Origin of the sequence: Bacillus sp. FJAT-28004 (assembly GCF_001280845.1) — a bacterium.
Lineage (GTDB): Bacteria > Bacillota > Bacilli > Paenibacillales > Paenibacillaceae > Pristimantibacillus.
In genome coordinates this window covers 242,971-262,967 of the sequence record NZ_LGHP01000001.1, presented here as the reverse complement: position 1 = coordinate 262,967, position 19,997 = coordinate 242,971, and the positions used below count along the sequence as shown (strand labels likewise).

At 44.4% G+C, this 19,997-nt stretch carries 17 protein-coding genes; 2 read left to right on the top strand and 15 right to left on the bottom strand.

The genetic code is table 11. The features are described from left to right. Window positions 1-14 precede the first annotated feature (14 nt). The 5 genes from ctaG to coxB all read right to left on the bottom strand — a co-directional run bounded on the left by ctaG (window position 15) and on the right by coxB (window position 4,912). Window positions 15-911: a cytochrome c oxidase assembly factor CtaG gene (ctaG, locus tag AC787_RS01125; protein ID WP_054023105.1), complete on the bottom strand. Its 897-nt coding sequence runs from the start codon at window positions 909-911 to the stop codon at window positions 15-17. A 91-nt stretch (window positions 912-1,002) separates the two neighbouring features. Continuing rightward, window positions 1,003-1,320 (bottom strand): cytochrome C oxidase subunit IV family protein, encoded by a 318-nt coding sequence (locus AC787_RS01120; protein ID WP_054023104.1) that lies wholly within the window; start codon window positions 1,318-1,320, stop codon window positions 1,003-1,005. A 3-nt stretch (window positions 1,321-1,323) separates the two neighbouring features. Continuing rightward, the gene (locus tag AC787_RS01115) at window positions 1,324-1,941 is read right to left on the bottom strand and encodes a cytochrome (ubi)quinol oxidase subunit III (protein WP_054023103.1); all 618 of its coding nucleotides are present in this window, start codon (window positions 1,939-1,941) and stop codon (window positions 1,324-1,326) included. Then, the gene (gene ctaD / locus AC787_RS01110; protein ID WP_054026830.1) at window positions 1,938-3,785 is read right to left on the bottom strand and encodes a cytochrome c oxidase subunit I; all 1,848 of its coding nucleotides are present in this window, start codon (window positions 3,783-3,785) and stop codon (window positions 1,938-1,940) included. Before ctaD ends, AC787_RS01115 begins: the two co-directional genes overlap by 4 nt. Window positions 3,786-3,859: 74 nt before the next feature. Continuing rightward, the gene (gene coxB / locus AC787_RS01105; RefSeq protein WP_054023102.1) at window positions 3,860-4,912 is read right to left on the bottom strand and encodes a cytochrome c oxidase subunit II; all 1,053 of its coding nucleotides are present in this window, start codon (window positions 4,910-4,912) and stop codon (window positions 3,860-3,862) included. A gap of 368 nt (window positions 4,913-5,280) precedes the next feature. On the opposite strand from coxB, the gene AC787_RS01100 reads away from it, so the two are divergent. Continuing rightward, window positions 5,281-6,009 carry a YhcN/YlaJ family sporulation lipoprotein gene (locus tag AC787_RS01100; protein WP_054023101.1) on the top strand — a complete coding sequence of 243 codons (729 nt, stop codon included), beginning with the start codon at window positions 5,281-5,283 and terminating at the stop codon, window positions 6,007-6,009. A gap of 80 nt (window positions 6,010-6,089) precedes the next feature. Here AC787_RS01100 and AC787_RS01095 read toward each other — a convergent pair whose 3' ends face one another. Then, the gene (locus AC787_RS01095; RefSeq protein ID WP_054023100.1) at window positions 6,090-7,064 is read right to left on the bottom strand and encodes an aldo/keto reductase family protein; all 975 of its coding nucleotides are present in this window, start codon (window positions 7,062-7,064) and stop codon (window positions 6,090-6,092) included. A gap of 154 nt (window positions 7,065-7,218) precedes the next feature. On the opposite strand from AC787_RS01095, the gene AC787_RS01090 reads away from it, so the two are divergent. Continuing rightward, entirely contained in the window at window positions 7,219-7,551 is a 333-nt protein-coding gene (locus AC787_RS01090) for a winged helix-turn-helix transcriptional regulator (protein ID WP_054023099.1), read from the top strand. A gap of 1 nt (window position 7,552) precedes the next feature. Here the strand turns inward: AC787_RS01090 and AC787_RS01085 are convergent, their stop codons facing one another. From AC787_RS01085 to AC787_RS01045, 9 genes are all read right to left on the bottom strand, one after another. Then, the gene (locus AC787_RS01085; RefSeq protein WP_054023098.1) at window positions 7,553-8,422 is read right to left on the bottom strand and encodes a DUF421 domain-containing protein; all 870 of its coding nucleotides are present in this window, start codon (window positions 8,420-8,422) and stop codon (window positions 7,553-7,555) included. A gap of 441 nt (window positions 8,423-8,863) precedes the next feature. Further along, window positions 8,864-9,601, bottom strand: a complete 738-nt coding sequence (locus tag AC787_RS01080) for a GTP cyclohydrolase II (RefSeq protein WP_054023097.1) — start codon at window positions 9,599-9,601, stop codon at window positions 8,864-8,866. A 152-nt stretch (window positions 9,602-9,753) separates the two neighbouring features. Further along, window positions 9,754-11,520, bottom strand: coding sequence for a glycoside hydrolase family 2 (locus AC787_RS01075; protein ID WP_054023096.1), 1,767 nt, complete (start codon window positions 11,518-11,520; stop codon window positions 9,754-9,756). A gap of 35 nt (window positions 11,521-11,555) precedes the next feature. Further along, window positions 11,556-14,030: a family 43 glycosylhydrolase gene (locus AC787_RS01070; RefSeq protein ID WP_054023095.1), complete on the bottom strand. Its 2,475-nt coding sequence runs from the start codon at window positions 14,028-14,030 to the stop codon at window positions 11,556-11,558. A 3-nt stretch (window positions 14,031-14,033) separates the two neighbouring features. Next, a complete protein-coding gene (locus AC787_RS01065) occupies window positions 14,034-14,870 on the bottom strand; it encodes a carbohydrate ABC transporter permease (protein WP_054023094.1) in 837 nt (278 codons plus the stop codon). A gap of 40 nt (window positions 14,871-14,910) precedes the next feature. Continuing rightward, window positions 14,911-15,804, bottom strand: a complete 894-nt coding sequence (locus AC787_RS01060) for a carbohydrate ABC transporter permease (protein WP_054023093.1) — start codon at window positions 15,802-15,804, stop codon at window positions 14,911-14,913. Between the two features lie 58 nt (window positions 15,805-15,862). Then, window positions 15,863-17,239 (bottom strand): ABC transporter substrate-binding protein, encoded by a 1,377-nt coding sequence (locus tag AC787_RS01055; protein ID WP_054023092.1) that lies wholly within the window; start codon window positions 17,237-17,239, stop codon window positions 15,863-15,865. Window positions 17,240-17,404: 165 nt separating this feature from the next. Next, entirely contained in the window at window positions 17,405-18,463 is a 1,059-nt protein-coding gene (locus AC787_RS01050) for a GntR family transcriptional regulator (RefSeq protein ID WP_054023091.1), read from the bottom strand. Window positions 18,464-18,610: 147 nt separating this feature from the next. Then, a complete protein-coding gene (locus AC787_RS01045) occupies window positions 18,611-19,987 on the bottom strand; it encodes an ABC transporter substrate-binding protein (protein ID WP_054023090.1) in 1,377 nt (458 codons plus the stop codon). Between the last annotated feature and the right edge of the window lie 10 nt (window positions 19,988-19,997).

Sequence of the window (19,997 nt, the reverse complement as noted above, 5' to 3'; positions counted from 1 at the left end):
TAAAATAATTGGTATTAAGCTGTTCCTGTATTCGTGTTCGGCAGTTCATCATCCTTGTGCTCACGCTTGAACCATTGTTTGAAAATATACGCCAAAATAATTCCGTACATAATTTCCTGCACGAATTTCATGACGATTCCGCCAAGCTGCTGGTCCTCAACAACGTCCATCAAATTAAAAAATTGTGGACCGCTGAAGCTCTCGAGCAAACGGCTTGGATCACCCGATACGCAGTAGCCCATCGCTGTAACCCATACATTAGGATCGCTATAGATCGCATACATAGACGTTTTCGCAAAAATAATTAAAGCACAAGCCGGTGTCAGAAGCATTCCGTTCGCAAACACATAAGCCATTCTTTTCACATCGCTAAGCCTGCTCCACTCCGGTACTGGAGCTGCAATCTGCCACCACATCATAAACGACGTTACAAGCAAAATAAAATAATAAAGACGATGCACAGAGAAGTGCGTCATCACATAGTCATGGACAATTGGGACATGATAAACAGAGAATAGTATATTAAACAACAGAAGACAAATAATAGGATGCATCATAAAACTCAACTTTTTCCAAAACCGAGTCGAGAACATTTTTCGCCATAAGAAGCTTGGAATGCCAAGCAATACTAGCGGCGGCACAACTAAATACGATACTGACATATTGACCATATGAAATGTAAACATCAGGTGACCTAATAGATTAAAAGGTCCTCCATGAACCATATAAAACATAATAGCAGCCGAAACAAACATGAACTTCTGAAGCTTTGTCGCAGCATCTGCCTCAGGAGCATGCTTTTCTCGCCATGGTCCAATTAAGTAGAAATATAGAATGACAATTGCGGCCATTCCGAACAAAAACATGGGGGTCCACAATTCCTCGAAGCGAAAATATTGTAAGCCAAGCATCGTGGAAACTCCTTTCAATTACGCTAGCTTTTTTACAAAAGAGGAGGGACCCAAGCCTCGGGACCCTCCTCTCCTCCAATAGTTAAATCTTTTACCACCAAGCCCAGTATTCAGCCATAATGACACAAGTGAATACGATGAATACGCCAGTCAAAATCCCAATAATAGCGAATGTATGACCACGGTCTTTCATATGCATCCAGAATGCCATTTGAACGAATACTTGCAATACCGCTAAGCCGATCAAAATGATGTAGATAAAATCTTTGTTGATTTCTCCGCTTATTACGGTCGCAAATGCGATGAACGTAAGCAAGAGTGAGAAAATAAACGCGATAATATGCTTCTTAGGTCCTTCGACCTTATGACGCTTGGGGCTTTCCTCTGTGGCTGTATGATTGCTTGCCATGGATTAAACCACCTTTCCCATCAAGTAAACGACGGTGAAAATGAATACCCATACAACATCGATAAAGTGCCAGTACATACCAGCTACATATACCTTAGGTGCAGTTACTACAGTCAAACCTTTTCTTGCCAGTTGAATAATAATCAACGTGATCCATGTAATACCGAAAGCAACGTGTGCTCCGTGGAAACCTACGAGCGTATAGAACGAGGAGCTAAATGCACTCGTTGTAAAGCCGTGACCTTCATGTACATAGTGGTAGAACTCATAAATTTCAAGAGCAAGGAAACCTGCGCCAAGAATAACAGTAATAATCAACCAATTAATTAGCGCCTTGACTCTGTTTGTGTGCAGCGCATGAACAGCGAACACGCTTGTTAAGCTTGACGTTAGCAATAGCGCAGTCGCAAGCGCAACGAGTGGAAGCTGGAACAATTCATGTGCTGGCGGTCCATCTAGAACTTGATTCCGTAGTGCGAGGAACGCTGAGAACAACGTTCCGAACAATACAGTCTCTCCACCAAGGAAAAGCCAAAAGCCTAGTACTTTATTGCGTCCCTCGAGGGTCGCCTTTTCGGGCTCATGAGGCAATTGCCCCTCTACATGCGAATGCGCACTCATGCTTTCCCCCCCAAATCTCTAAGGATTTCTTCTTCTTCAATGTGGAAGCCATGATCATCGATTACGGAACGAAGGAACATGCAACCGAACAAGATCAGCAAACCAACAATACCGAGAGCATAACCCGATTTGAACGATCCGAACAAGTTGCCCCAATCTTTTGCATACATGAAACCTAAACCTGCGATAAACAATCCAAGTCCCATGAAGAAAGGCAGGATCGAAGGAGAAGGCATATGAATTGGACCAATTGGCTCCGCAGGCGTCATGCCCTTGTGGCCGTCCGCTTTTTCTTTCCAGTAGGCATCATAGCCGCGTACAAGCGGTGTTTGAGCAAAGTTGTACTCAGGTGGTGGAGATGGAATTGTCCACTCCAACGTACGACCGTCTTCCCATGGATCCGCTGGTGCATTTTGTGGTTTAAATGCTGTGATAACAACGTTCAGCAAGAAGAAAATTGTACCAAAGCCCATCAAGAATGCGCCCACTGTACTGATCATGTTCATTTCGTTAAAACCAAGACCGTCGAGATATGTCCAAATACGACGAGGCATACCAAGCAAGCCTAGGAAATGCTGAATAAAGAATGTTAAGTGGAATCCAATGAAGAAAGTCCAGAACGTCAGCTTGCCAAGTGTTTCATTCAGCACGCGACCGAACATTTTTGGCCACCAATAGTGAAGACCTGAGAATATACCTAGTACCAAACCACCTACGATAACATAGTGGAAATGCGCTACGACAAAGTAAGAATCATGATATTGGAAGTCAGCAGGTGCTGCTGCAAGCATGACACCGGTAACGCCGCCCATTACGAAGGTTGGTATAAATCCGACAGCGAACAAGTTTGCTGTTGTGAATTTAATGGAACCGCCCCACATCGTAAATAGCCAGTTGAAAATTTTGATACCTGTTGGAACTGCGATAAGCATCGTTGCAATCGAGAACAGCGCATTCGCAACTGGCCCTAGACCTACTGTGAACATGTGATGCGCCCAAACCATGAAGCCCAAGAAGCCGATCAGGATTGTAGCGAATACCATCGAGCTGTAACCGAACAAACGCTTACGTGAGAATGTACTTATTACCTCGGAAATAACGCCGAAGGCCGGCAAGATGAGGATATAAACCTCAGGATGCCCGAATATCCAGAAAATATGCTCCCATAGGACCGCGTTACCGCCGCCAGAAGGATCAAAGAAATTAGCATCAAACAATCTGTCGAACATGAGTGCCGCTAGACCAACTGCCAAAGCAGGGAAAGCGAACAGGATAAGCGCCGAAGTAATGAACGCTGTCCATGTGAACATCGGCATACGCATGAACGTCATGCCTGGCGCACGCATGTTAATAATCGTTACGAGGAAGTTAATTCCCCCGATAAGTGTTCCGATACCTGCAATTTGCAAGCCTAGTACATAATAGTCAACGCCATGATCGCCGCTGTAGGTCGTACCCGCGAGCGGTGCATAAGACGTCCAGCCTGCATCTGGAGCGCCGCCAGTAAACCAGCTAACGTTAAGCAGGATACCGCCGAATAAGAATGTCCAGAAGCCTAATGAGTTAACGAAAGGAAAAGCTACGTCGCGCGCGCCGATTTGAAGCGGTACAACCGCATTCATCAAGGCGAATAAAAGCGGCATCGCGGCAAGGAAGATCATTGTCGTTCCGTGCATGGTTAAAAGCTCATTATATGTATCCGCGCTAACAAAGTTATTTAGCGGCTTCCACAATTGAACCCGAATCAAAATCGCTTCCAAACCGCCGACAAGGAAGAAAAATCCGCCGGCAATCATATACAATATTCCGATTTTTTTATGGTCAACCGTAGTCAGCCAGTCCATCAGACCGCTGTAACGTTTGACCTTATGCGTATGCGCATGAGCCAAAGTAGGTACCTCCTTCAATCACCGATAAATTATTGTTCGTAGTTAAGCTTCAATTCAGATAAATACTTAGCAATACCTTCAATCTCTTGTTCAGTCAAATCGTCGATTTTACCCATTTGGTTGCCTGGTTTAATTTCATCAGGGTTTTTGATCCAACGGTGTAAGTTATCGTATACTGAACCTTCATTGGAATATTGCGGATCATCGGTGTTAACAAGTATACCCCCGACAGTCTCACGGCTTCCGATACCTGTCAAGTTAGGATAAGCAGGTCCGCCCAAATCACCCACTGCGTGGCATGATAGACATTTGCTTTCAAATGCTTTAGCAATTGCAGGATCGCTTGGAAGTGCTACAGGCTCTTTAAGAGCTGCTACCCAACGATCAAATGAAGACTCGTCCACTGATTTAACTTTAAAGTCCATCAAACCATGTGAAGGCCCGCAAAGCTCAGCACATTTACCCAGGTAAACGCCTTCTTTTGGTGCAGAGAAGTACATTTTATTTACGTTTGCACCAGGATTTGTATCAATTTTCCCTGCAAGCGATGGAATCCAGAATGAGTGAAGCACATCTGCGGATTTCGCTGTGATAGAGATCGTCTTGCCTTTTGGAATAATAAGCTCTTGTGCTGTTTTGATTCCGTAAGCTGGGTATTCAAACTCCCACCAGTATTGGTGTGAAGTAACGATGACCTGAACCGCTTCCGGATCTTTGCTGTAGTCTTTAGCAAGATTAAACACGGATTGAACGGTTGGAACACCCAAAATGATAAGCATGATAATTGGAATTACTGTCCAAATAATCTCAAGCTTATGATTTCCTTCCACTTGCTTAGGAATTGTTTTGTCTCCCGGACGTCTGCGGAAACGAATAATTACAAACAAAGAAATCGCAAATACGGCAATAATCACGATCAACATGATTCCAATTGCCAGCTTCATCAGCCCGAATTGTTCTTCCGCTACAGGTCCCTGAGGATTCAGCGTCGACAAATCGCTCCGCCCGCAAGCCGCTAGTACCAGTACCATCATGGCCATAAGCGGCGCAAGCCGTTTTACAAATCGCCACCGTTTCATCATTAATCAACCCCACTTTTGACATTATCGCAGCTGCCTAATTTTCACGTGGCATACGGCTGGCTGCGTGTTTCACAGATGTTATTACAACTCCTGCAACTTAAATCACTTTATTAAATATAAAGTTGAAGCCCCTATTTGTCAATGTTCCACAGAGAGTTCACAAATTGTTCTCAAAGCTGTCAAATTCGCATCGTTACTGCGTTTTTTCGCATGATAAACAGTTATGTTTGACCCATCTGCATGGCATTCTCTCTATCCTACATTGTGCACCAAACCCATGGTCAATTATGTATGCTTGCGAAAACGTATATTTAAGAAGCAGCGGCAAAAACTAAAGCCATTATCGTATGAATGGGGGTCCGTTCTTTATGGTTAAACAAATAGCCGCATTGCTGCTATCGGCTGTCATGATAACAACTGTAGCCGGTTGTGCCTACGAAAAGCATGCTCAGCAAAGCGACACCGATTATGGAAGCCGCCAAGCTAACGATCCAAAGATGCTCGGTGGCAGAGCTTATGGGCCGACGACAAACAATGCTAACCAGCATGATAATTCTTTTTTTGAATACAGCTCCGTCATTTCTCGAAAAGTATCTAATCTTAATGGCGTTGCTTCCGCAATCGTCATGCTCACAGACAAAAATGCTTATGTTGGTTTAATGCTTGACTGGACCGCCGTTGGCACTCGGAATTCCGGGGGGAAAAGCGAGCAAGACAATACCGGTACGAATGAAGGCGTCTATAACCATGACACTGGAAGTCCTTATGGCAACAGCCGCATGCTTGTATCACCGTACAATTCCTATTTTTCAGTCAACGATATTAATGATTTGTCGGATGAACTGAAGCAGACTGTAGCTCTTAGAGTTCGAGAACTCGCTCCAGCCGTACAAGAAGTTCATATTTCAGCTAATATGGAGTTCGTAAACTACTTTAATGATTTTGCCAAGGAAGCATGGGGCGGTCGATCATTGATGCCTTTGATCGATAAATTCAATACCGTCGTGAAATATCATTTTGCTGGTGGCAAGGATATGCCTCCTCCGATCACGCAGCCTGGTACCTACAGCCCATCCGAGGCTCAAATGAATCAATAAAAAAAATCGCTTCTATTATATATATAGCAAAAAGGCTCTCCTCTCGAAGAGCCTTTTTGCTAATTTTATCATTTTTCTTTTTAACGCATTGGAGAAAAACCGCTGATTTCTTCCAAGATCGCTTCTGCTTGTGACAGCAGCTCATCCGTCAGTTCAAATTGAATGGATTTTATATTTTCTTCAATTTGGGCCGGTCGGCTTGATCCGATAATTGCTGAACTTACATTCGGCTGGCGCAGCACCCATGCTAATGCAAATTGTGATAATGATGCTCCGATCGTTGCAGCTAGCTGCTCCAGCTTCTGAGCAACCTGTAGTACATCTTCGCGCAAATAGCTGTTTATTATGCCATTTGTCTTTTCATTCGCGGCACGACTGCCGGATGGCACTGCTTGGCCTGGTTTGTACTTACCTGTCAAAATACCTTGTGCAAGCGGCGAGAAAACAACCTGCCCCATCCCTTCTTGCTCACAAGCTCTAATAACTCCTCGTTCAATATACCGCTCAAACATATTGTAAATCGGTTGATTAGAAACAAGCTTGCGCAAGCCAAGTTGTTTTCCTATCGCTGCAGCATCCGTAATTTGCTCAGCTGTCCATTCACTTACGCCTGTATAAAGCACTTTCCCTTGTGCTGTCAAATCATCGAGTGCTCGCAATGTTTCTTCAACCGGCGTTTCTGAATCAAAGCGGTGGCATTGATAAAGATCAATATAATCTGTGCCTAAACGCTTCAAGCTTGCATCACATTGCTCAACGATATGCTTTCTTGACAGTCCGCGGTCATTGGGTCCTGAGCCCATCGGGAAAAAAAGCTTTGTTGCGAGAACATAGCTGCTTCGCGTATACCCCTTCAAAGCGTCTCCCATTACTTTTTCTGCTTCCCCATTATTGTAAGCGTTAGCAGTATCAAAAAAATTAATGCCTAAATCATATGCTTTATGAATACACTCTTGTGCAGTTTTCGCTTCTGTTGCTGTGCCGTATGTCAGCCAGCTGCCAAGTCCAATTTCACTTACCTTTAATCCGCTATTGCCTAGCCTTCTATACTTCATTCCCAAGCACTCCTCTTAATCGATTCGCTCCGCCCTTAGATAGTAGTCTATAGCACAACGTTCAATAATTAAAGTAGTGAATGTTTTTTCACTTTATTATCTTATATATACATACTATACTATTGATAGCAGATAACAGAGAGGAGCATTATCGATGAGTGCACATAATTACGTTCCTAAGGAACCCATCCATATCGAATGCAATATTGAGAAAACATTGGACGTGATCGGCGGTAAATGGGCATTCCTAGTGCTGAGAGAGTTGTTTTGCGGAACCAAAAGATTCGGAGAAATACAGAGGCTTATTCCTGCGGTCAGCCCGCGCGCATTAACAAGCACGCTCCGTCATCTTGAGGATAAGGGCGTGCTTGAACGCAAGGTTTTTCCAACCGTGCCGGTTACAGTCGAATACACATTGACACCAAAAGGCGAGGACTTGCATCATATTTTAAAAGAAATGAAGCTTTGGTCGGCTAAATGGACCTAGGTTAGTGCTTCAACAACTGATCAGGCAGTGACTTCGTACTCGCTTGAAAGCGATCAATCGCTGTCTGATAAACGCGTCGATCGCTTTCATTACGGGATAATCGTTCAAGTCGAAGCAGCTCCGCCTCAAACTGCTCAATTAGCATAATGACGCGCTCCTTGGGTTTGGACTGACTGTTATGCGGCTGCTTGCTCTCTTCACCTGTATCGATAAGCAATTCACCATTGCTGTCAATTTGAGCAAAAAACACTTCCGCTTCCTTCACATTTCTCTTTTCCAGTTCATGCAGCAGCCATTGCCGGTCATGCCCCATGCTTTCAAGCACCTCATCTTGTATATCCCCGTCCATCAAAACGGTCATTGCTTCTCTTTCATTCTTCACCTGCCAGCCAAGAGTATCCGGTGTTAAAGGTTGATAAGCCTTCTTCAGCATAACATTGACCTCGCCGCTTGATTCCATAACAGCAAACTCTACGTCGGCTACGCGGTATACGTCTTTTTTGCGCAATTGCTCCAGCATCTCATCCAAAGTCAGGCGTTCTTTGTGCAGGCCTTTTTTCAACAGCTGGCCATCTTTAATCAGTACTGTACCTTTTCCATCAATAAAGTCACGAGCTTTCTTGCTCTTCATGGTCAAAAATTCCATTGCTACCGATACACTTACCCAAACTCCTAATGATACCAGCCCCAAAAACCATAAATTGTCGAGATCAAGCGAGATATATGCGGCTATATTACCGATCGATATACCTGTTATGTACTCGAACAGTGACAGCTGAGAAATTTGGCGTTTTCCCAGAACCTTCGTAAGTGCAAATAAAATAGTGATTGCAGCTAACGTTCGCAGAACAATTTCAAACCAATTAGGCATTTTACTTCCCCCTTCCATTTCTAGAGTATCCAGAAAGGTAAAAGTCATTCGCTATAATTTGTTGTTGCAATTAAATGTAATATGTAGTATGATAATGTGAATGTATAATATTTAACCCCATAACATCCCCAGTAAGATTCAATGATTTCCTCGGATTTTGATTTCTTTGCTGTTAATTCCAAACCTGTTTCGTGATGTATTTCTGATTCACACTGGCGCGGTCATCGGAGCCGCGAGGACGGAAGAGAGGTAGGGCTTTCGTTGTTTTAGGATGCGAGTTTAAGACAACTTGGTACACATGCTGTTTGCTGTTAACAAGGGGATTCCATACGGCCTTTCTTAATGAAGAGGTCCGGTTAAATATATGATACAAACAAGGGCTGTCCGGCTAGCGCATTTATGTGCTAATGGGGCAGCCCTATCCAATTTTCAAGGCCTTATTTATTCATTAGGACAAACAGTTGCTGCAAAATGGCCCGAACGATTCACTTTTGTAGCGAGATACCGTTCATTATGCTCCGATCGATCTCCCCACAGCGGAATACGATCCTTCACATCAAGCCCCGCCGCTTGCAAAGCCCCCAGCTTCTTCGGATTATTCGTAATTAGTGAAACTGGCTTTTCTCGGAGTGCTTGCAGCACGAGTATAGCGTCGCTATAACTGCGAGCGTCATCAACAAATCCGAGCTCTTCATTCGCCTCTACAGTATCATAGCCCTGCTCTTGCAGTAAATAAGCCATCGCTTTGCTGAACAGGCCGATCCCTCTTCCTTCATGATTGGCCAGATAAAATAAAGCGCCTGTACCCTTTTCCACAATCATATGCATCGATTCATGCAGCTGGTAACCGCAATCACAGCGTTTGCTGCCAAAAATATCACCAGTATGACAAATGCTGTGCATACGAATCCACGCCTCATCAGCCTGTTCGAAATCACCATACACAAGCACGCTTGATTGCTGCATTTCTGCTAAATTAATCGACGAAAGCTTTTTGATGATTTGTTCTGCATCTTCCAGCTTCTCTTTACAGAGCAGCCAGCAATACCATTGAAAAATTGACTCTCCTTCATCCAGCTTTACAGGCAACTGAATTGGACCAACTAAATAAATAGTCCCATGATCGCTCTCAATCACTTTTATCTTCTGATCCACAATAGATACTGCTTCTTTAAACATATCGCAATGCTCCTGACCTGTTCATAGTCTTTGTTTCGACTATTATGTTCGGTAAGTACATTAGCTATGCTTGGACCTATGATCTGGTTGAAAATAAAGCTCATGAATTTGAGGCGTTTGGCATCGTGCCAAACGCCCCATGGAAAGTCTCTTTACAGTACCGGAATCATCCCTTTGTTTAACTCACGATATCTTTCAATAGGAAGCTTCGGTTCACGCTCGAAAGTCAGTAATCCATTTTTTTCCTGCTCCACGTCAGTCAACTGCGTATAACAATAACCTTGCAGTCCGCCTGCCGCAATAATTGGACGCATCACGGCAACTAAACGGTTCAAGAAATCCTGATCGTCTCTAGCGGAAGAATACCCCCAGCCTTCACCATTATCCTTAATATATGAAATTCCGCCGAACTCAGATAGCTGTACCGGCTCGCCATTATACGTGAACCCAGGCACAATTATTTTTCTACCTTGGGGATCACACTTGACGGACATTTCTGGCGTTGCATATCTACTTGCCAGTATCTCTTCTTGGCTCTCGTAATCATGAACCGTGTAAATATCAGATTTCACATGCTCCCAGCCATCGTTCGAAATGACAGGCCTTGTGTCATCAAGTGATTTCGTCAAATAATAAAGCGTAGACGCATGATGCTGCTGTCTTTTGTCTATTAATATATTTGGCGTTCCCCAGCTTTCATTAAGCGGAACCCACACGACAATACATGGATGATTATAATCGCGATGAACAGCCTCTTGCCATTCATTCATAATACGTGCTACATATTGCTCCGAGAATTGGTATGCATTTGCCATCTCACCCCAAACAAGCAGTCCAAGCTTATCACACCAATACAAATAACGCGGGTCTTCAATTTTTTGATGTTTTCTCGCTCCATTAAACCCCATTTGTTTGGTCAGTTCGACGTCCGTACGGAGCATTTCATCGCTAGGTGCTGTAAGTACGCCACCAGGAAAATAACCTTGGTCCAAAATTAGCTTCATATAATAAGGCCGATTATTTAAGCATATGACGCCATCCTCGATCGATATCTTTCTCATGCCGAAATAGCTTTTCACATGATCCAATTCTCGTTCTCCATCAAGCAGCATAAATTCAACGTCATACAAGTTCGGCTTCTCCGGCGACCACCAGCGGCCGAGCCCATGATCATTAAAATCATGAAGCTTAATAGAAACTTCCTCTTCCTGCTCCATAACACGAATGATATCCTCAGCTATTAATTCACCCTCAAACAATATTTTAATGCTGAGGCGTAAGCCATTATATAATTCCGTTCCCTTTATAAAGCTGCGAATATGAATTTTATTGTAATCGATATCCGGCGTTAGCCTAACTCGGCTCACATGCGCATGATTAACTGCTTCGATCCAAACCGTCTGCCAAATACCTGTCGTCCGCGTGTAGAAGACTTGCTCAGACTGCTCCTTCCAATACTGCTTCCCTCTAGGCAGCGTGACGTCTTTACTGTAATCTTGAGCACGCACAACTATACTATTCGGGCCTATTGGATTCAAAACAGCAGTAATATCAGCATGAAATGGCGTATGTCCTCCCTCATGGCTTGCTACTAAATGTCCATTTACCCATACCTTTGCTTCGTAATCGACTGCACCAAAATGGAGAATGATTCGTTTCCCTGCAAACTCCGTCGGTACCTCAACATTTTTACGATACCATACGATATCATGAAATGATTTTTCATTAATCCCACTTAACTCGCTTTGATAACAAAATGGCACTTGAATCTTGCGATCAAACCGCTTTCTCTCGAACCATTTATTATCGCTGCCTACATTCGAATCGTCATACTCGAATTCCCATTCTCCATTAAGGTTTAGCCAGGATGGTCGCTCAAATTGCGGTCTTGGATATTCATTTCGTATTGCATCCATCATGTTCCCACTCCAGTCCTATTGCTTATGCTTTTATTTTATTTTTTTAGCGGATTTATCATTATATTGTTGAACGAAATCGTGGATCTTTCTGAACGAATCCCTACCTTGCCATGCAAAAATGGATTTGAATCCGTATAGTTAATGACTGGATTTGAGCCATCCCCCAGGAATACTTGAATGTTCCCGCCTTTTACGATAACTCTGAGCGAGTACGTTTTTCCCGGTTCCAGTTCTGCGGTTTCACTAGCTAATAAATTGGAATCATAGTTCATACGATTCAAGGTCAGCTGCGAAGAAGAAATACCGATGTAATAGCCCATCGCTGCATCCCTAACCTGATGCGGATGGTATGATTCATTGGAACCTCGAACAAATACGCCCCCGATATCCATCTCTGCATTCAACTGCACATCAAACGCCAACTCATAGTTGTCCCAATTGTCGCTGCCTGCGAACAACATGTCATCCTCTGTGCCGCTGCCGGTATAACCATCCTTCGATTGTCCAAACAACCCAAAGCCCGATTGAACTGATAATTGATCGAATGGCTGCTCCTTATCCAGCATCTCAGTAGCAAATAGCTCGAATGCCTGTATCTCAGTAGATCCGGTTTTTAGCTCTATCTTAAGCTCATGAAAACCTGCCTCAATATCTATTGTTCCGACTCGAAGGTTTGCTGCCCCCTCCTTAAAGGCTGGGTCATCGGCTTTGATTTTCGTCTTCACTGCTTCTCCGCCGTCAACCGACCATTCCAGGACAATATCCTTTTCCGGCTTCTGAAGCGTGAGTCCGATTCCATATTTCGCACTTTCCTTCACGTTCAGCTTGTATTTCATCCAGTCACCGCCTTGCAGCAGGCGCACAGAGTAACTGCCGTCGTCCAGCTTGCGAATCGGTACTCCGTCTGCTTTCCTGAAGTCGCTTATCTCAGATAGCTTCTGCTCCATATGGAAGCCGCGCTCCGCTTCCTTCAAATAATGAACAGCTTCAACAGCCCCAGGCACAGGCTTGTATGCTTCAAAATCACTGCTGCCGCCTGCCTCATTCGTAAATGCTGTATATTCATAGATTGGTTTTGACTGAATGGCGATATAACCAACTTTCCCTTTGCTCGGTTCAGTTGTGCGCTCCTCTATCTTCTTCATTCCGTCGAAGAAAACGAGGACGCTGTCATCACGCTGCTCAACACGAATGGTATGCAGCATCGAGTAATCAAATTCGTTCGGAAGCAGCGCTTGTGCGACCTGTTTCTCTGTACCATTTTTCACAGTTACATATTGAACCTCATGTTTGGCTGGCAAAAGCTTAATTGCTGCATAATTAGCATCATCAGCATACGAGAATACGGCTGCAATCATACCGCTTTCCGCTGCATTGTCTGTAAGATTCAAACGGAAATTATATTCCGCAATAAAGGCGTCTTCGGTAGAAAGCTTACTCAGCACCTTATCTTCTAGGGCTGATGATGTCTCATCCCATTGTTCGGACAAAATACCGTCTGCGAGCCAACTATATAATGAAGGCATTGCTGGTGCAGGCTGCTTATGATAGTGAGACGGACCAAATACAACCAGCTTTTCCCCGTTATAGGCAAGTCTATCAATGTTCAATTCTCGTACAGGCGGGCCTTCTGAGGAATGTCCAACCAGATTATGATAAGTCACATAGTAGGAGTCCATATCCGGACCAAGCACGGTCGCACTATGGCCAAGTCCTTTAAATTCATCCTTCACATTGATGATAATTGGATTGTTTGCAGGGATGGTATAATCACCGAAAGGTCCATCCTTTGAAACCGCGTAGTTCACCCGATAACCGTTGCTAAATACGTGATTGCCTGTATACGTCATATAGTACAGGTTATTTCTCTTCCATATCATGGAACCTTCCGTCCAATGTCCAAGAAATGCGTTTGTCGTTACGCCAACATCAATCGTAAATGGATCTGGCATTTCATGCGCAACGATGCCTTGCGTACCTGCATTCGTAAAATACCATTTCCCGTCATCATCAATAAAAACAGAGCCGTCAATGGAATTACCTAGATTTTCTGTTTTGACTACGAACGGCCCAGTTGGGCTGTCACTTTGCAGTACATAATGTCCTTGGCCTGCCGGAGATGTATATAAATAGAAGCTGCCATTCCAGTAAAATACTTCGGGTGCGTATGCTCCAGTCGTTATGGGGTCCTCAGTGACTAGCCCTTCATACTTCCATTCCACTAAGTTCTCGGAGCTCCAAGCTTTAATGCCAGGACGCCAATCCTTTGTACTGCAATACAAATAAAACTTACCGTTGTAACGCATGATGAAAGGATCGCCAATCCCATAATCCTCCCACTCCTGATCCAGCTTCAACGAGTTCGTATACAATTTTGCATCCTCCTTCAACAAGACGATCTCTTTTTCTTCCGAAACAGATTTACAACCACTTAGCATGACCACAATGAATACAACGAGGAAGGCGACCAGCTTCGTCGCCTTCATATTTCTGACTGTAAAATAACTCATGCCCTAACCCTTTAAGCCGCTAATCGCCATGGATTCGATAAAATAGCGTTGGCAGAAAAAGAATACAAGAATGACCGGAACCATTGAAATGATCGATGCTGCCAAAATAACCGGATAGTTAGACGATCCCATGTATTGTGATTGCATAGAAGCGATGAGTACTTGAATGGTTTGCTTTTGTGGGGAGCTTAAATAAATAAGCGGCCCCATAAAGTCATTCCAAATCCCCATGAAGCTTAGCGCTGCTTGTGCAGCAATCGCGGGTTTTGCAACCGGCAAAGCAATAGTCCAGAAGGTACGGAAGAAACCGCTGCCGTCCAGCTTCGCTGCTTCCACCAGCTCATTCGGCAATCCGCCCGCCAAGTATTGACGCAGGAAGAAAATGACGACAATGTTGCCAAACAGTCCGGGAACGATGAGCGGCAACAGCGTGTCCGTCCAGTTAATCGACGAGAAGCCAATGAACTGAGGAATCATGACGACGGAAAAAGGAATCATCATTGTGCCAAGCAAAGATAGGAAGATTGCATCTTTAAACGGAAATTCGATCTTTGCGAATGCATATGCCGCCATGGTCGATACGAATAATCCAATGACAAGAACGAATACGACGATAATCATGCTATTCATAAATCCGCTGAGCAAAGGAGAATCATTCCACGCTGTGACATAGTTTTTGAATGTAGCAGGGTCAGGAATCCACTTAGGCGGAATCTCGAAAACGTTACGTTGATCTTTTAATGAAGTGGATATCGTCCATACGAACGGCGCCAGCATAATAATAGAGCCGATACCAAGGATTAATGCCACCCAAAGGTTTGTTATTCGTTTCTGTTGCATCTGAAATCAAACTCCCCTCGCAAACTGTGACGGTAAAATATTAATCGTTGTACACCCATTTTTTGGACAAGCGGAACTGAATGAGTGTAACGATGAAAATAATAAGGCCAAGAACCCACGCAACTGAGCTGGCGTAGCCCATATTAAAGTACTTGAACGCATTTTCGAAAATATAAAACACTACCGTTGCCGCACTATACTCCGGCCCACCATCGCCTGCCAATACATAGATTTGGCTAAATGACTGGAATGCGCCGATAACACCCATAACAATGACGAAAAAATGAATGTTCGTCAGCAGTGGAATCGTAATTAACCACAGTTTCTGGAATGCATTCGCGCCATCTACCTCAGCAGCTTCGTAATAGGAGGAGGAAATCGATTGAAGTCCCGCTAAATAAAGAACCATCGTACCGCCAACGCCGCCCCATACTCCCATCAAAATCATCGAAGGTTTAATCCAGCTTGCGTCGCCTAACCAGTTAGGCCCTTGTATGCCAAACCAATTCCACATCGTTTGGTTAAGCAAACCAAAATCTTGATTCAAAATCCATTGCCATAATAGCGACACCGCAATAATGGGTGAAATAACTGGCAAGTAATAGATTGTCCGTAAAAACGAGATGCCCTTGAGCGGCCGATTCATCATAATGGCAAGCAAGAGCGCCACAATCATTCCAATTGGAATGCCTAACATCATAAATACGGTGTTATAAAGCGATTTGTATACCTTCTCATCGTGAAATACTTCTACATAGTTGGCGAAACCTACAAACTCAGGCGGCGTAACCAAATCCCAAGACGTGAAGCTTAACCATGCTGAGTAGATAAGCGGTGCGACTCCAAAAATGAGAAAACCAAGCACAGGGGCCGCCACAAACAGGTAGGCCCATGCATATTCTTTGCGGATATAACTAGGTTTACTTTTCCTCATGCGTACACATCCTCGCACTAGCTATTCGTTATTTATGTTTGTATTTAAAACAATTAACTTACTTATTGCCCTTGTCATAGAGCTCTTGAAGCTTCGGCTGCAATTCCTTCGCCCAGCCCTCCGCAGTCATCTTGCCATCCCACACTTTGCCGGCCTCTTGCCACATCGTATCGATCCATTTCGTATCTTTTGAACCGAAGTCAACCGGCGGATGACCGTAATCTTCGATAATATCAAGGAAAACTTGACGGTTCGCAGGCGCCTTGTCATAAGCTACAAATTCGCCTTTTGCCATATCAATTAAGTTAGGCACCGCTTGCCCCAGCTCGTAGTTTTGCTTCTGTCCTTCTTTGTCTAGCGCAAGAAATGCTGCTAAGTTAAACGCTTCCTGTGCATGCTTCGATTTGCTTGATACCGAGTAACCCATCGATCCAACCCATGTTCCTGCTTTGCCTGTCTCAGGATTCACCGGCCATGCGGCGATGTCCCATTCAAACGGCAAGTCCCAGAAGCCCGGTTGATCCCACGGACCCATCGGGAACATGCCTACTTTACCGGCTACAAAACGAGAGTACGCATTCATTGCTTTCTCATCCTCTGGCGATGGCGTTACATTATGCTTCAGGCGCAGATCGGCTACCCATTGCATCGCTTTAGTGAATGCAGGTGTATCGATCGTAACCTTTCCTGTTTTGTAGTCGATGAACTCTCCACCGCTTGCCCATACCGCGCCTTCCAGCGTGAAGTTGGCTCCGCCGTAGATGTCGACTTTGCCATCGCCATTCTCATCTTTCGTCAGCTTCTTCGCTGCTTCGAGCCAATTGTCCCACGTCCATTTGCCAACCTCTGCAGGCGGCAATTCGACGCCTGCTTCCTCAAACATCGTTTTGTTGTAGGCCATTGCCCATGGACCTACGTCCTTCGGCAATCCATACAAATCCCCTTGGCCTAGCTCCTTGCCGTCAAAACGGTAACGATCGAGCGCTTGCTTCCATACATTAGCTGCTTGGAACAGTTCTGTCGTTTCTAGAAACGGCTGCAAATTTTGAATTGTGCCTGCTTCGGCAAACTTGTAAAACTGCGGTCCCGATACGTAAAATACGTCCGGTGTTTTTCCCGATGCGACCAGCGTAGACAGTTTCTGGTTGTATTCTGCTGGCGGCACGCTTGTATACTCAACCTTTACGTTCGGGTATTTCGTTTCATACGATTTGATCAGCTTCGCGAATATATCTTTCTCCTGCGGGCTGCCATGACCCATAAACGAAATCTTCACTTCCTCTTGCGGTGTGTTTACTGCTGCATCACCTTTGTTACCCGTATTCCCTTTTGGAGTAGAACCGTTTCCATTTCCGCCTGATGAACAAGCCGATAACAATATTCCAAAGCATAATAGCAGTACGAGTCCAAACTTTACGGATAATTTGCTCTTCATTGCGTTTGACGCCCCCTATGTTGTGTGAATACTTCCAGCACTCTGTAAGCGCTTAATCCAATGAATTCATTATAAATTATATTGTTATATGTTTATATACTGAATATAATATAAAAAAATACCCTGCACTAAAAATCAGCACACGGTATTTGTATGTTCTATTGATTACGTTTTGCAAAACTTTACGGGTACGACGATACGCTGCGGCTCGTACTCCCCTTGTAATTGCGCATGAAGAAGCTCAACGGTAACCTTGCAAATCTCATCTTCATTTTGCTGCAAATACGATACATCTTGGAAATCCGGTCGGTCAAAGCAAACGAGCTCAATATCGTCAGGCACTAATTTCTTCAACCTCTTCGCTGCATAATATGTATAATTGGTCAGCTCAACATTGACAACAAATGCGGCTGAAACCTCAGGCCGTTCACTCATAAAGGATTCAATAATGTGCTGCGCTTTGCCGCTAGATATATCCTCAATTTTGAGGATGCACCATAAATCCTTGTTGATCGGAAGTTTTTTGGCTAAATACGCTTTTTCAAACCCAACGACTCTCTCTTCGGTCGCTGTATTCGTAATTTCAGGTGTGATAAGAGCAATATGCTCATGGCCGCTGTCGAGCAAATGGGTAATGGCCTGTTCCGTTCCATTCACATTATCCGAGCTGACGCTATACGTGCGAATCTCTTTCAAAAAACGATCGATCAGCACATGCGGGAATTTATCAAGCGACAAGCGTAAAATGCTATCGTTATAGCGCTCCTCCTCCGTTGGAAATACAATTAATCCGCGTACATTTGCAGCGACCATTGATTCAATAGCTGCGCTTTCTTCAATTTGCGACTCTCTTGTAATCCGGACCTGAAGGTTGTAGCCGCTGGCTGTTACATACTTTTCAATTGAATCAAGAATTTTCTGATCTACCTTCGTCTTCATGCACGGTAGAATTAGTCCGATGACATCCCGCACATTGCTTGAAACATCTAATTCCTCTGCCGCTTCGCCATCCTGCCTTACAAACGTTCCTTTGCCTTGTACTCGAACGAGCACGCCTTCATCAGCTAAACCAATCAATGCATTTTTACTCGTAATTTGGCTGACTCTATATTTGTCCGCAAGTTCCTTCTCGGAAGGGACGCGATCTCCGGGACGTAATTTCCCAGTCTTGATTTGCCCTAAAATTTCGACTTGAATTTGTTTATATAAAGGGAAATTTTTCATAACGACGCCCTCTCCTTATATTAATATATCAAGTATACTAAATTAATTTCATTTTGTCTTTAGCTTAATCAACGGTGGATCTCAACAAAAAAACTATGCCTTAAGGTTAAGAACCTCAAGGCATAGTTTCTCTAATGCATATTCCTTTTACTTATTACCTTTGTCATACAAGTCTTGAAGCTTCGGCTGCAATTCCTTCGCCCAGCCCTCCGCAGTCATTTTTCCATCCCACACTTTGCCGGCCTCTTGCCACATCGTATCGATCCATTTCGTATCCTTTGAACCAAAATCAACCGGAGGATGACCGTAATCTTCAATAATATCAAGGAAAACTTGTCGGTTTGCAGGTGCCTTGTCATAAGCTACAAACTCGCCTTTTGCCATATCAATCAAGTTAGGCACCGCTTGCCCCAGCTCGTAGTTTTGCTTCTGTCCTTCTTTATCCAGCGCAAGGAATGCCGCTAAGTTAAACGCTTCCTGTGCATGCTTCGATTTGCTTGACACCGAGTAACCCATCGATCCAACCCATGTTCCTGCTTTGCCTGTTTCAGGATTCACCGGCCATGCGGCGATGTCCCATTCAAACGGCAAATCCCAGAAGCCTGGTTGATCCCACGGACCCATAGGGAACATGCCTACTTTACCGGCTACAAAACGAGAATAAGCATTCATCGCTTTCTCATCCTCCGGCGATGGCGTTACATTATGCTTCAGGCGCAGATCGGCTACCCATTGCATCGCTTTGGTGAATTCAGGCGTATCGATCGTAACCGTTCCTGTTTTGTAGTCGATGAAGTCTCCACCGCTTGCCCATACCGCACCTTCCAACGTGAAGTTGGCTCCGCCGTAAATGTCGACTTTGCCATCGCCATTCTCATCTTTCGTCAGCTTTTTCGCTGCTTCGAGCCAATTCTCCCACGTCCATTTGCCAACCTCTGCAGGCGGCAATTCGACGCCAGCTTCCTCAAACATCGTTTTGTTGTAGGCCATTGCCCATGGACCTACGTCCTTCGGCAATCCGTACAAATCCCCTTGGCCTAGCTCCTTGCCGTCAAAACGGTAACGATCCAGCGCTTGCTTCCATACATTATCTGCTTGGAACAGTTCTGTCGTTTCTAGAAACGGCTGCAAATTTTGAATTGTGCCTGCTTCGGCAAACTTGTAAAACTGCGGTCCCGATACGTAGAATACGTCCGGCGTTTTGCCTGATGCGACTAACGTAGACAGCTTCTGATTGTATTCTGCTGGCGGCACGCTTGTATACTCAACCTTTACGTTCGGGTATTTCACTTCATACGATTTGATCAGCTTCGCGAATATATCTTTCTCCTGCGGGCTGCCATGACCCATGAACGAAATCTTCACTTTCTCTTGCGGCGTGTTTACTGCTGCGTCTTCTTTATTACCCACATTCCCATTCGTCGAAGAACCGTTTCCATTCCCACCTGATGAACAAGCCGACAACAGCATACCAAAGCACAATAGTAGAACGAGTCCAAGCTTTGCCGATAATTTTCTGTTCATAATATTTGAC

Bases quoted from the DNA above. Each gene is read 5' to 3' on its own strand.
- AC787_RS01070 (WP_054023095.1), bottom strand. From the start codon at position 14,030: ATGAGTTATTTTACAGTCAGAAATATGAAGGCGACGAAGCTGGTCGCC.
- AC787_RS01090 (WP_054023099.1), top strand. From the start codon at position 7,219: ATGAGTGCACATAATTACGTTCCTAAGGAACCCATCCATATCGAATGC.
- AC787_RS01080 (WP_054023097.1), bottom strand. From the start codon at position 9,601: ATGTTTAAAGAAGCAGTATCTATTGTGGATCAGAAGATAAAAGTGATT.
- AC787_RS01060 (WP_054023093.1), bottom strand. From the start codon at position 15,804: ATGAGGAAAAGTAAACCTAGTTATATCCGCAAAGAATATGCATGGGCC.
- AC787_RS01050 (WP_054023091.1), bottom strand. From the start codon at position 18,463: ATGAAAAATTTCCCTTTATATAAACAAATTCAAGTCGAAATTTTAGGG.
- AC787_RS01045 (WP_054023090.1), bottom strand. From the start codon at position 19,987: ATGAACAGAAAATTATCGGCAAAGCTTGGACTCGTTCTACTATTGTGC.
- AC787_RS01115 (WP_054023103.1), bottom strand. From the start codon at position 1,941: ATGAGTGCGCATTCGCATGTAGAGGGGCAATTGCCTCATGAGCCCGAA.
- ctaG (WP_054023105.1), bottom strand. From the start codon at position 911: ATGCTTGGCTTACAATATTTTCGCTTCGAGGAATTGTGGACCCCCATG.
- AC787_RS01095 (WP_054023100.1), bottom strand. From the start codon at position 7,064: ATGAAGTATAGAAGGCTAGGCAATAGCGGATTAAAGGTAAGTGAAATT.
- coxB (WP_054023102.1), bottom strand. From the start codon at position 4,912: ATGATGAAACGGTGGCGATTTGTAAAACGGCTTGCGCCGCTTATGGCC.
- ctaD (WP_054026830.1), bottom strand. From the start codon at position 3,785: ATGGACTGGCTGACTACGGTTGACCATAAAAAAATCGGAATATTGTAT.
- AC787_RS01100 (WP_054023101.1), top strand. From the start codon at position 5,281: ATGGTTAAACAAATAGCCGCATTGCTGCTATCGGCTGTCATGATAACA.
- AC787_RS01055 (WP_054023092.1), bottom strand. From the start codon at position 17,239: ATGAAGAGCAAATTATCCGTAAAGTTTGGACTCGTACTGCTATTATGC.
- AC787_RS01075 (WP_054023096.1), bottom strand. From the start codon at position 11,520: ATGATGGATGCAATACGAAATGAATATCCAAGACCGCAATTTGAGCGA.
- AC787_RS01085 (WP_054023098.1), bottom strand. From the start codon at position 8,422: ATGCCTAATTGGTTTGAAATTGTTCTGCGAACGTTAGCTGCAATCACT.
- AC787_RS01120 (WP_054023104.1), bottom strand. From the start codon at position 1,320: ATGGCAAGCAATCATACAGCCACAGAGGAAAGCCCCAAGCGTCATAAG.
- AC787_RS01065 (WP_054023094.1), bottom strand. From the start codon at position 14,870: ATGCAACAGAAACGAATAACAAACCTTTGGGTGGCATTAATCCTTGGT.